The 13239-nt window shown below is 41.1% G+C and carries 12 protein-coding genes and 1 pseudogene; 7 read left to right on the forward strand and 6 right to left on the reverse strand.

What is annotated here, in order from left to right; all coding sequences use genetic code 11:
- Nucleotides 1-6 precede the first annotated feature (6 nt).
- The gene (locus tag HYI04_RS10160) at nt 7-282 is read right to left on the reverse strand and encodes a putative quinol monooxygenase (protein WP_010326346.1); all 276 of its coding nucleotides are present in this window, start codon (nt 280-282) and stop codon (nt 7-9) included.
- Nucleotides 283-290: 8 nt separating this feature from the next.
- Nucleotides 291-1445, reverse strand: a complete 1155-nt coding sequence (locus HYI04_RS10165) for a catalase family protein (protein ID WP_178896122.1) — start codon at nt 1443-1445, stop codon at nt 291-293.
- Between the two features lie 247 nt (nt 1446-1692).
- Between HYI04_RS10165 and HYI04_RS10170 the strand changes: the two are divergent.
- The 4 genes and pseudogenes from HYI04_RS10170 to HYI04_RS10185 all read left to right on the forward strand — a co-directional run bounded on the left by HYI04_RS10170 (nt 1693) and on the right by HYI04_RS10185 (nt 5636).
- Nucleotides 1693-2396: pseudogene (locus tag HYI04_RS10170) on the forward strand (DUF1003 domain-containing protein).
- 472 nt (nt 2397-2868) lie between these two features.
- Nucleotides 2869-3639 (forward strand): 5'/3'-nucleotidase SurE, encoded by a 771-nt coding sequence (gene surE / locus HYI04_RS10175; RefSeq protein ID WP_004694062.1) that lies wholly within the window; start codon nt 2869-2871, stop codon nt 3637-3639.
- Nucleotides 3640-3792: 153 nt separating this feature from the next.
- On the forward strand, nt 3793-4611 hold the full coding sequence (locus HYI04_RS10180; protein WP_178896124.1) for a peptidoglycan DD-metalloendopeptidase family protein: 819 nt from the start codon (nt 3793-3795) through the stop codon (nt 4609-4611).
- A gap of 95 nt (nt 4612-4706) precedes the next feature.
- Entirely contained in the window at nt 4707-5636 is a 930-nt protein-coding gene (locus HYI04_RS10185) for a LysR family transcriptional regulator (protein ID WP_178896125.1), read from the forward strand.
- Between the two features lie 211 nt (nt 5637-5847).
- Here the strand turns inward: HYI04_RS10185 and rsmI are convergent, their stop codons facing one another.
- Nucleotides 5848-6693, reverse strand: a complete 846-nt coding sequence (gene rsmI, locus HYI04_RS10190) for a 16S rRNA (cytidine(1402)-2'-O)-methyltransferase (RefSeq protein ID WP_178896126.1) — start codon at nt 6691-6693, stop codon at nt 5848-5850.
- A gap of 334 nt (nt 6694-7027) precedes the next feature.
- Between rsmI and HYI04_RS10195 the strand changes: the two genes are divergently transcribed.
- From HYI04_RS10195 to HYI04_RS10205, 3 genes are read left to right on the forward strand one after another with little or no spacing between them, the layout of a single operon-like run.
- Nucleotides 7028-7435, forward strand: a complete 408-nt coding sequence (locus HYI04_RS10195) for a YraN family protein (RefSeq protein ID WP_125281286.1) — start codon at nt 7028-7030, stop codon at nt 7433-7435.
- Between the two features lie 60 nt (nt 7436-7495).
- Nucleotides 7496-8179, forward strand: a complete 684-nt coding sequence (locus HYI04_RS10200; RefSeq protein WP_005399779.1) for a BON domain-containing protein — start codon at nt 7496-7498, stop codon at nt 8177-8179.
- The gene (locus HYI04_RS10205; RefSeq protein ID WP_178896127.1) at nt 8169-9053 is read left to right on the forward strand and encodes an alpha/beta hydrolase; all 885 of its coding nucleotides are present in this window, start codon (nt 8169-8171) and stop codon (nt 9051-9053) included. The genes HYI04_RS10200 and HYI04_RS10205 overlap by 11 nt, the downstream gene beginning before the upstream one ends.
- 42 nt (nt 9054-9095) lie before the next feature.
- Here the strand turns inward: HYI04_RS10205 and nudC are convergent, their stop codons facing one another.
- The 3 genes from nudC to dnaQ form a co-directional block, all read right to left on the reverse strand.
- Nucleotides 9096-9872 (reverse strand): NAD(+) diphosphatase, encoded by a 777-nt coding sequence (gene nudC, locus HYI04_RS10210; protein WP_178896128.1) that lies wholly within the window; start codon nt 9870-9872, stop codon nt 9096-9098.
- Nucleotides 9872-11515: a chemotaxis protein gene (locus HYI04_RS10215; protein WP_178896129.1), complete on the reverse strand. Its 1644-nt coding sequence runs from the start codon at nt 11513-11515 to the stop codon at nt 9872-9874. The genes nudC and HYI04_RS10215 overlap by 1 nt, the downstream gene beginning before the upstream one ends.
- Before the next feature lie 126 nt (nt 11516-11641).
- The gene (gene dnaQ, locus HYI04_RS10220; protein WP_010326356.1) at nt 11642-13066 is read right to left on the reverse strand and encodes a DNA polymerase III subunit epsilon; all 1425 of its coding nucleotides are present in this window, start codon (nt 13064-13066) and stop codon (nt 11642-11644) included.
- Nucleotides 13067-13239 lie beyond the last annotated feature (173 nt).

Consider the following 13239-nt stretch of genomic DNA (forward strand, 5'->3'; position numbering starts at 1 on the left):
TAAACCTTATTCACCCTCAGATATTTTGTACTGCCGTTTAATATTTTGCGTTTTCACTCCCCAAATGGACGAGGCCGTTCTACTTTGGTGATGCTTAAAACTTTTCATGCTATCAAACACTTCCTGCACCTCCCAGATAAAAGGGTCGAGGCTTTGCTTGACCTCAAAAGAAATGCAGCCTTCTTCTTGATGAGTTAATTCAATATGCGCTGGAAGGAGTTCTATCACCATACAGACTTCTTCTTTAGACACACAGATTAACAGGCCATTGAGTTTAACCATAGGACTCCTTATTGATCTTCGACATTGTTAGCGTTTGTTTGTTTAGCCGAATTCATCTCATGTCTGACGCGACTAATCTGGTCATATATGACTTTGCGCATTCGGTTTATCGCACCCAGTGGTTTATGTTCAGCTAATGCATGCCATGGTGTAAAGGATAGATTTTCACAAAACTTATTTTGCTCAGGGGTATCAAAAACTTGCTGAGGAATACGAATAGTGGCCACCTTATAGAAAGGGGCTTGGTCTTCTTTCCATTCCGTCATCGAGTCTTCAACAGACATTGAGTTGGATGTTCGAGGTTGTACTAAAAACTCCATGCAGGCATCACGGTCTTGTAAGGTCGTTCGAAGTGCCTCTCTTAAAAAGTCCTTTTGAGGAGTAACTGGAATCGGGCTAACAACGCTTGAACATGCACGAGCAGAGTACTTTACTGCTTGACGATGATCGCCAACTCCTAACTGATAGGGCACCATAGACCAGTATCTGGTTTGCAAAGGATTTGAAATTTTATTTCTAGCGTTTAAGGCAATCCAAGTTCCTTTAGCTCCTAATGCAAAAGGGACATGCAGTTTTTTTAGAAATCGATCGCTATTAATATCTTGCATAAATGACAAATAACGAGCAGGGTCATTGGCAAAGAATACAGGGTGATTGATCATAATGAAGTCTTGCGTAGCCGCAGGTTCATCTAAAAGGTTTTTCTCTGGCACGGTTAAAAGTTTGATCGCCATGCCACGTGCATCTTTTTTTATATCCACCTGTTTTGCATTACTCGATCCATTCGAAAAACGAATCCACGCTTGGTAAGTTTTTCCTGGAATAAAAACACCATAAGCCATGTTTTGAGGCAATGTTTTGTTTATCTTAAATTCCGCACGTACGCAACCATGGGCTTTAGGGTGTGCGTCACGTAGCGCGATATCCGTGGCATATTGTTTTCGAATTGTCATTTCAATGATGTTCGCGATTTCTTTAGCCGTGGCGGCCTCATTCGGATAAAGACTTTCATTTAGACCATGATCTACATCTGGGTATATAAAATTTTTAGGAGAAGTCAACATTACAGGTGGTGTATTCGCTTCTACGTTAGCGGTGATACCTGTGAGCAATATGGTATGAAAAAGTAGACCCAAGTGTATAGGTCTTGCGGTGTTAGGCATTGATTGTCTCCTTGCTCTAAAGCTGGATTTTTTTTAATTTTTAGCCTGATGATATGAACTTGTTTAGCCTTATTTAAGGCACAGAATCATGATTATATCTGTGGCATTTTTTTATTCATGGCTACTGTCTAGAAAAATGTTAATGAAGTGCTACTCTGAGTGGTGGCGAAAATTTGACATTGGTTTAAAATTTGTTCGATGATGTTTATCTCCCCAAAACCAATAATGATTATAAAAGAGAACGAGCATGAGCGAAAAAAATCAAAGTCATGAATGTTTGTCTGTGGGCAGAAATTCCTCATTAAAAACCTCATTCCTATGGGGGCAATACGAAAATCTATTACCGAAGAAATTTCACATGATTTTCCAGAATGGTCGCCTCAAAGTTATATTTACCAAGCAGATTTAACTAAGTATCGAATTCAGTATGTTCATTCACTGTTAAAGTCTGAAAAGGGGGAAGTGACTGATCTTGAATATGAGGTGATTAAAAGTTTGCAACAACATGAAGTGATCACCAAAAATGTTGAAAATCAGTTGGATCAAAATTGGACTTTAGGGGAAAGGCTGGCAGATAAAATTGCGACCTTTGGCGGTAGTTGGGCTTTTCTTATGTGCATTGCGACTTTCCTAGCCATTTGGATTATTGTCAATACAGTGGTCATGGTCACGCATCCTGCCGATCCGTATCCCTTTATTTTATTAAATTTAATTTTATCCTGTCTTGCTGCGGTTCAAGCTCCTGTGATTATGATGAGCCAAAATAGACAGGAAGCCAAAGACAGATTGCGCTCGCAAAACGATTATAAAATTAATTTAAAGGCGGAGTTGGAAATTCAACATTTAAATGAAAAACTAGATCATCTGTTGATGCATCAGTGGAATAGGTTAGCCCAAATACAAGAAATACAACTGGATTTGTTATCCGAAATGAGTAAAAAACGCGAATAACTTGGCTCAATATCCAAACACTTAAAAGCATGTTCTGTAATAGTGAGTCATAGCTAGACTCGCTCTCTTAAATTTTTTAACTCATTGCTTTATATTTATTTTTCTATGTAAGAGAAGAGTGGTTTTACAAAATCAAGAGATCTATATGTTATCTTTTTGAAGGCGTACTCACCAGTAAACACTTTAAACGTATGCTTATTCTTCTATTTTTAAGCTCTCTCTTTTGTTCTGCCCATGCAAGAGTAAAGTACTCACCCAGATCAATGATTTCATCTTTTCAGATTGCCTGATCTCAATGTATAGTCTTTCTGCATCGAGGACTCTATAGCTTTTCTTTTCGCTTTAAAAATTTAGTTTTTTCAAGCTACCCATAAATCTACCTGTTTGAATTGCAGATTAAAAAGACGAAGACGAGTGCAAAATAGATGTATAAGGCTTTTACCGACTCATATAGATTGAAGAAGATCCATCAGTGAATATTTTAATAGCCAATGACGATGGTGTTTTTGCACCAGGTATTCAAGCGCTCGCACATGCTTTACGTCCATTAGGTCGCGTGGTGATTGTAGCACCTGAAAGTGAACGCAGTGGTTTTTCCAGTGCTTTGACTTTAGATCGCCCCTTACGCCCAATCGAAATTGCACCCGACATGTGGGCAGTCAATGGTACACCCGCGGACTGTGTCTATTTGTCCATGAATGGCTTATTTGACTTTGAGTTTGATCTGGTTGTTAGTGGCATTAATAGCGGGGCAAACTTGGGTGATGATGTACTCTACTCAGGTACTGTGGGAGCAGCCTTTGAAGGGCGTCTAATGAAACAGCCAGCCATTGCGGTATCACTTGCGGGCCCTGAAGTGCGTTCGTACAATCGCCCAGAAGATTATCATCATGCTGCACAGTGGGTGCATGACTTTGTGAAACAAGGTTTGCCAGCACTGCCACCACGCCATATTTTAAATATTAATATTCCAGATGTAGCTGAGTTACAAGGCGCTAAAATTACCTATCAAGGACGTCGTCGTCAGTCTAAGCCGATTACCAGTCATGTTGACCCACGTGGTCGTCAAGTGTACTGGATTGGGCTTGCAGGTGAAGCTGTGGCGGAACCGAAAAGAGGCTATGATGAGGTGGAGTCAGATTTTTTCGCTGTGGCAAATGGTTTTGTCAGTATTACGCCTATTCAGATGGATGCAACCAACTATGAAGTTTTGCATGCATTACAAGGGCAAATAAGTTCTTAAAAGTCACTACAGTTGAGCAATACAAGGAATGTATTCAGCTGTTTGTTATAACTTTGTGAAAATACGCGCAGAGATACTATTTTCACATACTTTTTTGCTAATCTTAGCGCAAATTAAACTGATTATTTTTTGTATTTTTAGAGAGTAAGATAAATGTCTGTGTTGTCTCAAATTCGTTTTATTGCAATTCCTACAGTACTGTTGAAAACTGTCGTGTTATCCACAGCTGTAGTTTCAATTGTTATTTTGAGTGGTTGCGCTTCTAAACCACAGGTTAACAATGCAACACGTTTTGCGAAAGCACCAGACTATTATACAGTTCGTTCAGGCGACACGTTGAGCGGTATTGCAACTCGTTATGGGCTGAGTTATACCTCTGTTGCAGACATGAATGATATTGCTGCGCCGTATCGTATTTATGTGGGGCAGTCATTACGTTTAAAAGGTTCGGGTAGCCCACGTACAACCACGACGCAACCTATTACACAAACCGCTCCAATTCAACGTCAAAATGTTGGTCTCCCGAGTCAAAATACGACCACCACAACCACAACAACTCCTGCTAAAGTACCGACCGCACCTGTTGCGAGCTCGAAAAGTTCAACTTTACGCTGGGTAAAACCAAGTAATGGCGCTGTTTTGCAAGGTTATAATTTAGCAAATAATGTAAAAGGTATTCGCTATGCTGGTAACCAAGGTGATCCAATTTATGCAGCAGCAGATGGCCAAGTGGTGTATGCAGCAGACGGATTGAAAGAATATGGAAACTTAATTTTGATTAAGCATATTGATGGTTATATCACAGCATATGCACACAACAGTGCGATGAATGTGAAGAGCGGTCAAAATGTGACGGCCGGACAGAAAATTGCTGAAATGGGATCCACAGGTGCAACGCGCACCATGTTAGAGTTCCAAGTACGCTTAGATGGCAAGCCAATCAATCCGACTATAGTTTTACCATTAAATTAAAAAATCTGGATGCAACGCAAAAAATTCACCGTATAATACAATGAGTTGTTTTTATCAAATAGATGAAAACTTCTCATGAATCCAGAGAGAATTTTATGTTAGATCAACTACGGGCAATGGGTGTTTTTGCTTGTGTTGTCGAAAAGAGTTCATTTAGTGGTGCTGCGCGTGAGTTAGGCATCACTACAAGTGCTGTGAGTCAGCAAATTCGTTCTTTAGAGCAAGAGATGGAAGTTGTTCTTTTACATCGCTCAACAAGAAAGTTGAATTTAACTGAAGCAGGCCAGGCTTTTTTCCACAGCTGTCAAGAAATGCTCGCCGCTGCTGAACGTGGCAAAATACGTATCAATGAATTGCGCGATGATCTTGTGGGTGAGCTGCGAATAGCCACTACGCCAGAGTTAGGTGCCAATCACGTGATTCCTGCCTTGTCGCATTGGATGTCTGCACATCGTGGATTATCTATTCATATTGAAGCAGATAATCATTATGTGGATTTGATGAATGGGCGAATTGATATTGCGTTAAGAATGAGTCCAACGGTTGACGATCAAAGCGTACATGTCGTGCCATTGGCGCGCGTGGAACAGATTTTGGTTGCTTCACCGAGCTATTTGAATCAGTCTGCACCAATTTCACGACCTGAAGATTTGAAAAATCATGATCTTATTCCGATCACGATTATGAAGAACAATCATGATTTTGATTTTAAAAATGTGGTGACAGGTGATGCGGTTAAACTTGAGATGAAATCAAGAGTAGCCAGTAATAATATTTTAGTAACAAAGACTTTATGCCAACATGGGCATGGAGTTGCACGTATTTTATATTTAGATGTGCAAAAAGAATTGGTTAACGGTTCTTTAGTGGAAGTTCTTCCAGAATGGAAGCTCCCTAACTTTACGCTATATGCCATCATTTCAAAGCATGAACAACAGCCGATGAAGATCCATCGTTGTTTGGATGCATTGAAACAATACTTTTGCCAACTACCCGGCGGTCGTATTTACCAAGACGCGAGCTAATTCGATAGAGATTGTAACTGACGATCAGTCAACCCATACACATGCTTATAAATTTTAAATGACATAACTACATAATTTGAGTTAAGCGGTTCGCATGGAACCGCTTAACATGGAGAGCAGCAGAGAAAGGCCAAAGCACTTGCGTCTGTTGCTCTTTATTTTTTCCTTCAAAAAAAGCAATACTTTTATTTCAAGCTCAAGCTATCGAAGCTTATTCAGCCTGATCTTGTGTTAATTCTAAAGCACGTTGGTAAGCAATTTTCTTTTTGATGCCGGTCAAATCAGCCGCTAACTGTGATGCAGCTTTCACTGACAAATCTTGTAAGAGACGCGTTAAAAGCTGGTCGAGTTTTTCTTGTGCCATATCTTTTTCAGTGGTCGCGCCACCAACAACCAATACAATCTCACCTTTTTGTTGATGATGATCGTTTGCAATAAATTCAACCAACTCACCTAATGTCATCTTCTTAATGGTTTCAAAGGTTTTGGTAATTTCACGAGCAAAACCGACAGGGCGGTCAGCACCAAAGACTTTAGCCATGTCACTGACACTGTCTAAAATACGATGTGGTGCCTCATAAAAAATCAGGGTTTGCGTTTCGTCTTTGAGTTTTTCCAAACTTGCCAGTCGTTGGGTTTGTTTAGAAGACAAAAAACCTTCAAAGCTGAAACGATCACTTGGTAAGCCCACTGAGCTTAAAGCGGCAATGGCAGCACAAGCGCCAGGAACAGGGATTACGCGGATATTATGCTCTTGTGCTGCACGAACCAATTTAAAACCTGGATCACTGATAAGAGGCGTTCCTGCATCACTGATAAGCGCCATATCTTCACCTTTCAACAAACGCTGAATAAGGATGTCAATTTTGTTGCTTTCATTATGATCATGGCATGCAGTAAGTGGAGTTTGAATATTAAAGTGTTTCAGTAATTGTGCTGAAGTTCGTGTATCCTCAGCAGCAATCACTTTGACTGATTTTAGTACATCAATTGCGCGGTAAGTCATGTCATCTAAGTGCCCAATAGGGGTTGCGACTACAAATAACTGGGCACTCATGGGTTTTCTCCGCGCTGCAAAATAATAAAATGATAGGTTGGTTTGAGTGCTTTGATGCATTCAACCGATACCGCGATAAGCATTCTACCTGAATTGTCCGTCGTGGCGTGAGTTAGAATATTATCGGCGATGGATTTGCAGGAGTCGGGAAGATATTCGATTGAAATCTAAACGCCAAGAAGGCTTTAAAACGTAGAATGAAATGAATTGTTTCGTTCGAGAGACTCACAACAGTGGGTTTAAACATCAAGACGTGAGATTTTTGATCGATATTGAGTTTTTCGAAATGTGATGATTAAAAAAAATAAAAAACGAAATGGGGGAAGATAAAGAGATGAAGCTGGGACAATGGGCAGAGCAACAAGCTTTGACTGTGCTAGAAGAACAGGGTTATGTTCATGTGCAGTCCAATTATCACTCGCGCTTTGGCGAAATTGATCTGATTGTACAAAAAGGGCAGGAATTGGTTTTTGTTGAGGTCAAAGCACGCTCAAAAACGCGTTTTGCACAGGCTGTTGAAACAATTTCCTATTCAAAACAACGCAAAATAGCAAAAACGGCCATGTTATTTTTACAAGATCATCCACATTTCCAGCAATATTATTGCCGCTTTGATGTGATTTGTTTTGATTTTTTTAAAGAAATTGCAAAAACCATACAGCAAGATTTTTCAAAATTCACTTATGATCAGCAATGGATAGAAAATGCTTTTACTTTTGATCAAGACTTTATTAATCTTTGAACAAAATCAAAGCTGAAATGCTGAATTAAAATAGTTTGAAAAGTTGAGGAGTCTTGCTGAGTGTTCAATCGTATTGCAATGACCGTATTATGCGTCGCAAGTTTATCTGGATGTGCAAGTTTCATTTCGGGTGGTACAGGAACAGCCGCTGTAGGAACAGAAAGCGGTGCACGTTCATTAGGGCAGGTCTTTATTGACTCTTCAATTGAGCGTACTGCAAAAATTAACTTATATAAATTGGACAGTCGTTTTAAACAGTCACGTGTCAATATCGAAAGTTTTCATGGCAATGTCTTATTAACAGGACAAGTACCCGATCAACACTTACGTCAGTTGGCTGAAGACAATGTACGTGCGATGTCGGATGTCAAAACCGTGCATAACTACATTACAGTTGGAAACCAAATTAGTTATAGCACCATCATGCAAGACACCTCAGTTACGGCAAATACACGTGGCTTGATCATGAAAGCTGCTGTTGTTTCAGATGCGAAAGTGCGTATTCACACCGAAGATGGCGTCTTATATGTGATGGGACGTTTAAATGGTGCTGAAATTACCGATTTAAACCAAGTTTTACAGCAAGTGGGGAATGTGACTAAAATTATCACACTGGTGGATAATATAGAACAACAGTCCCAAACGACCAGTGCGTTTGCATCACCAATGATCAATTCAACACCGACAGAGCAAACGCCTGTTGCGATAGACCCAGACCAAGTTGAGCCAAATAATGTTCAATAAGCTTCAGCCTTTTGTTCAAAGACTGAATCGTTCGGTAGAGTATGCAAGATTACTCTATCGTGAGTTTCGTATTTATGATGTCGGTAGTTATGCCCTAAACCGTTTAACACCGCGTAAGGGTTATTCGGTCCAAGAAAATGTGGCCTATGGGCTACGCGCGCGACATCGTTTAGATTTGTTTCGTACACTAACACCGCGCGAACATCGGCCTCTGATTGTATTTGTGCATGGCGGTGCATGGATGCATGGCGATAAAAAAGATTATCGTTTTATTGGCGAAGCCTTTGCCAAAGAAGGCTTTGATGTGGCGGTGATTAACTATCACTTGGCGCCTGAGCATATTTTTCCTGCCTCTATTGATGATCTCAGCTTGGCTTTAAATTATCTCAATGTACATAAGCTTAAATATCAAATTTCGACTGAAAAAGTGGTGTTGATGGGACACTCTGCGGGCGCGTTTAATGTGATGTCTGCGCTCTATCATCCGAAGCCATATGAAATACAATGCCGCAGCCAAATTACCGCTATTATTGGTTTGGCAGGCCCTTATCATTTCGACTATAAAGGTGATCCAATTTGTGCGGATGCTTTTGATCAGAACAGACCTTATCAGGAAGTGATGCCGTATTATTTCGTCGAGTCGAATACGGTTAAACATTATCTGTTGGTTGCAGAGAATGATGATGTCGTCGGGTTGAGCAATGCCGTTGATTTGGATCGTAGATTGAAAGAAAAAGGCAACTACAGTCAACTTTGGACGGTGCCGCGCATCGGTCATATTTCAATGATTGGTTCAGTATCGAGTTTGTTTAGTCGTTACTTCACGACCAAGAAAAAAATTATGCAGGCGCTCGAGGATGCGCTTAGGCACTAAATTGGGTTTTAAAGTCTATTATTGTAGAGATAGCGAGTGAGCTTAGAGCCACTCACGTGTATCATCTGCGGCTGTTGTGCCTTCTGTCGCATGCATGATCATGGCATGTGCAATACTGCCTTTGAACGGAATTTCAGGCAATTGATCAAACTTAAAGAATTGGGCATCGCTGATTTCTTCTTCTTGTAAGCAAAGCTCACCCGATGCGTATTCTGCTTTAAACGCAATCATTAAGTTACTTGGGAAAGGCCAAGGCTGACTCGCTAAGTATTGAACATTTTTAACACAAATGCCGACTTCTTCCAAGGTTTCGCGGCGTACAGCTTCTTCTAAGGTTTCACCGACTTCAACAAAGCCTGCAATCAACCCATACATATTGCTACGGGTATTACGCGCATTTTTTGCCAACAGGATTTCATCTTCACCTCGTGTAATGACGGTGATAACACAGGGTTGTACCCGTGGATACTGATGATAACCACAGGCAGGACAGATCATGGCATATTCGCTAGCATGTGCTTCTGTGGTGTGGCCACAATGACTACAAAATTTATGATTGCGACGCCATTCTAGCAGTTGAATAGCCCGGCTGGCCTGTTCGAATTGTGCGGTGCTCCAAAGTGGAAGCAACTGGCGAATTGGGATGAGTTCTAAGCCTTCAGGGATTGGCTCATTGTCTAGCAGGTCTCGGGCAATCACTTGATCACCCGAGTGAAAACTTAAATCACTTGCTAGCTTTTCTACACGAGGCAATTGAAAATTATGGTCCACCAACAATTGTTGTTGGTGGAAAATATAAGCAAGTGAAAGTTCTGACATTAGGCAACAGTCTTTAGTTTTTGGCTACTGTTCAATGCTACATCAAACATACTGTGTAATACAGGCTGTTTGTTTTTTAAGTTATCAATCAGCATATCTGCACTTGCGAGTGCATCAAGTACATGATTCACCTGAGCAGCAGTGAGCGCAGTTTCAGCCGTGATTTGTTGTTGCACAAAATCTGCTGAAATATTCAGGGCGGTTTGACCATTTTCTGCGCCTAAGAACAACATTGCGCCGGCAACTTCACGTAGTTGCGCAGGGATATTCTCAAGAGCAGTTAAATCTTGTTCTTGCCGATATTGCGCCAACGCTTGACTACTTAAGTCGATAGACGTTTTAGCCTCTGACAATAACGCAGCATGGGCTTCATCTAAACGGTCTAGTGAAATATTCATGTTGTTCACACGAAGCTGTAGGCGGCTTGAAGTATGGTGACGTTCTAGCACGCCAATGGAGTTCATTGCCGACAAGATCACGTTCATCAATTGTTGCGCAAAACCTTCATCTTTCAGCATATCTGCTTGACTAAGTGATTCTGCTTGACGGTTTAAGTCATTATGCGCTTCATTTAAGTTCAATACTTTGAAGATGTTCGCCAAATCGACCAGTTTTGCTTGGAGCTCTTGGGTCTTTTCAGGGGTCATGTTTTGGTAGTTGTACTCAATGTCATTGCGGATTTGCGACATTTCGGTGGTTACCAAATCACTAATGGTATGCATCGTGTCGAAATCTGGGCCATACAGATGACGACTGAAAACTTGCAGCTGCGTATCTGTGAGTAAGTCATCGCCAATATTGAGTTTGCCACGGATGTGTTGAGAAACTTCGTCTTCTTGGCTGATACATAGGCTGAGAATGTTGGCAAGATCGGTGAGGCTGGCTTTGAAACGTTCAGGCGCAGTAAAGAACTGTGCAATGTTACGTTCGATGCTAATCAAAGTGCGTAAACGTGGTTCATTAATGAGCAATTGTTCAATTTGATTGAGTGCAACATAGACCAAGTTCCAATATTGTTTACTCGGCGTTTGTTCTGCTAGACCCGCTAAATAAGTGCCCACCAATTTCATTGCTTGTAAATCAAGTTCGCTTTCTTCTTGTTTCAACATTTGACTTAAAGACAGCTTGTACAGGCGGTGAACATATTGAGATTTTTCAAGACTTGGTGCTTGAGGGAGGCTGAAATCTGGGGTGATACAGTCTAGTAAGGACTCGATGTGCTGACCTTCTTGCGTTAAAGGCTTTGCTAATGCAATTTCAAGACGGTTTAAGGTGTCGAGTAAAAACTGTGGAATTTTCACTTCTCTTAAACAAATGAATTCAATATAGCGCTTCAGCATGGTCGTGCCTTCGCTGAGTGCAATCACATCTTGCGTATTAATCTGTGCAGGATTCCCCATGATCTTGCGCATAAGCTCTGCGGAATATTCAGCAATTTTGGCTAAGCTCGACATATCAATCAATGCAAGCACTTGAGCACATTGCTCAAATTGGTTTAATGCATCGTCAATTCCAAAAGGTAAAGTCTGATCTTCCGCTAAGGTGCTCACAGCTGATTCAACCAGCTTAATGGAGTTATCCACTTCATTTTTTATTATCAGCAGCGCCGTTGGATCAAAATGAATAGAGGTTTGGTAAGACATTGATCTGCACCTATCCTAGTGTTTTATCGTGTTTATATGCGGCCCAAAGAAGGCATAGCAACTTGTTTATCACTATAGCCTAACTGAAAAATCTTGTAATACAAAAGTTAACAAAAACTTTAGAATTTATTTGGCAAAAAGGCAGGGTGTGCCATGTTTTTCTTGGTATTGTTTGACCCAAGTCTCATGTGCTTCAAGTTCTTCGGCTGAAGGGTGAATTACCGCCAGTTCAATATCCAGTGTTTGACGCTGACTTTGCCCATTTTGTTGTTCACTATGTGACAGGGCATCCATATCAAAGGAAACCTGACCACCTGTCATAGCCAAGTAAACGTCGGCTAGAATTTCAGCATCCAGTAAGGCCCCGTGGAAGGTACGGTCACGCTGTGGAATTTCGTAACGGCGAACTAAGGCATCGAGTGAGTTTTTTTGCCCCGGATGCTTAGATTTTGCCATCGCGAGGGTATCTGTCACTGCACAAACTTCAGAAAGTGCAACAAATCCTGCACGCTTGAACTCCATGTCTAAGAAGTTCATATCGAAGCTTGCATTATGCGCAATGATTTCCGCACCTTTGAGATAGGCAAATAAAGTGTCAGCAATCTCTTGATACAGCGGTTTATCTTTTAAAAAGTCATCAGAGATCCCGTGGACATTTTCAGAATCGCCCACAGGTTTTTTCGGGTTGATGTAGATATGAATAGAGCTGCCTGTGAGCTTCCGGTTCACCATTTCAATCGCACCAACTTCAATAATGCGATCGCCATCTTGATAATAAAAACCGGTGGTCTCTGTATCGAGGATGAGCTGTCGAGGTCCAAAGACCTCAACCTTACGTGGAGTAATCACAATTTGTGGATGTTGTTTGAGTTGTGTTAAATCCACACTTGCCACAACTTCAGGCGTTTGTTCAATAGAACACTGAGTTGTTGTAGCAAGTTCTGGTTCAGCGACTAAACTTGGCTCTTGTTCTGTAACGTGTATTTCACTTTCGGCTAAATCTTCGCTGTCATCGGCTTCTTCGTCATCGAAACCTAAACCAAAAGGGTCGTTTAACAACCAGTCTGGTTCAACTTTTTTTTTATCTACAGACGGTTCTGTTGTCGCTGTTTTAGACTGACGAAGTTGAGCCTGTGTTTGATCGGCACCAAGGTTTGCCAATTGATCTGCCATTTCGTTACCTTCATGACCTGCATGGCCTTTAACCCAGTGCCAGTCGATATCACGGCCTTGGCAGGCTGCATCGAGTTTTTTCCACAAATCTGGGTTTTTAACATCTTTCCAGTTTTTCTTTTTCCAACCCGTAATCCACTCGGTAATGCCGCGTTTGACATAGGTTGAATCTGTCCAGACAACCAACTTTGCATCGGTTGGGCAAAAAAGAATGCCTTCAATGGCCGCGGTGAGTTCCATACGGTTATTGGTGGTGTTGTCTTCACCGCCACACAGTTTATGTTCTTCAGTTTCTGTAATAATGTAGGCGCCCCATCCCCCAAGACCAGGGTTTCCACGACAAGCACCATCGACATACAGGGTAATTGTTTGTGACATACACAACTTCCGTAAACTGAAAATTAAAACTAAGCGGGCACCATTGTATAACGCAAATGCACTAGAGAAGTGTATAAGATGCAGCTTTTTTAATTTCTTGTAACATTTATACTGATTTCAAGTTAAATTAACGCCTTGTGTCTGCGGCGTGCTTTACTACAATGGCAGATCTA

This window comes from Acinetobacter sp. SwsAc2 (genome assembly GCF_013391465.1).
Taxonomy (GTDB): Bacteria; Pseudomonadota; Gammaproteobacteria; order Pseudomonadales; family Moraxellaceae; genus Acinetobacter; species Acinetobacter johnsonii.

Bases quoted from the DNA above. Each gene is read 5' to 3' on its own strand.
- HYI04_RS10160 (WP_010326346.1), bottom strand. From the start codon at position 282: ATGGTTAAACTCAATGGCCTGTTAATCTGTGTGTCTAAAGAAGAAGTC.
- HYI04_RS10165 (WP_178896122.1), bottom strand. From the start codon at position 1,445: ATGCCTAACACCGCAAGACCTATACACTTGGGTCTACTTTTTCATACC.
- HYI04_RS10180 (WP_178896124.1), top strand. From the start codon at position 3,793: ATGTCTGTGTTGTCTCAAATTCGTTTTATTGCAATTCCTACAGTACTG.
- HYI04_RS10185 (WP_178896125.1), top strand. From the start codon at position 4,707: ATGTTAGATCAACTACGGGCAATGGGTGTTTTTGCTTGTGTTGTCGAA.
- rsmI (WP_178896126.1), bottom strand. From the start codon at position 6,693: ATGAGTGCCCAGTTATTTGTAGTCGCAACCCCTATTGGGCACTTAGAT.
- HYI04_RS10195 (WP_125281286.1), top strand. From the start codon at position 7,028: ATGAAGCTGGGACAATGGGCAGAGCAACAAGCTTTGACTGTGCTAGAA.
- HYI04_RS10205 (WP_178896127.1), top strand. From the start codon at position 8,169: ATGTTCAATAAGCTTCAGCCTTTTGTTCAAAGACTGAATCGTTCGGTA.
- nudC (WP_178896128.1), bottom strand. From the start codon at position 9,872: ATGTCAGAACTTTCACTTGCTTATATTTTCCACCAACAACAATTGTTG.
- HYI04_RS10215 (WP_178896129.1), bottom strand. From the start codon at position 11,515: ATGTCTTACCAAACCTCTATTCATTTTGATCCAACGGCGCTGCTGATA.
- dnaQ (WP_010326356.1), bottom strand. From the start codon at position 13,066: ATGTCACAAACAATTACCCTGTATGTCGATGGTGCTTGTCGTGGAAAC.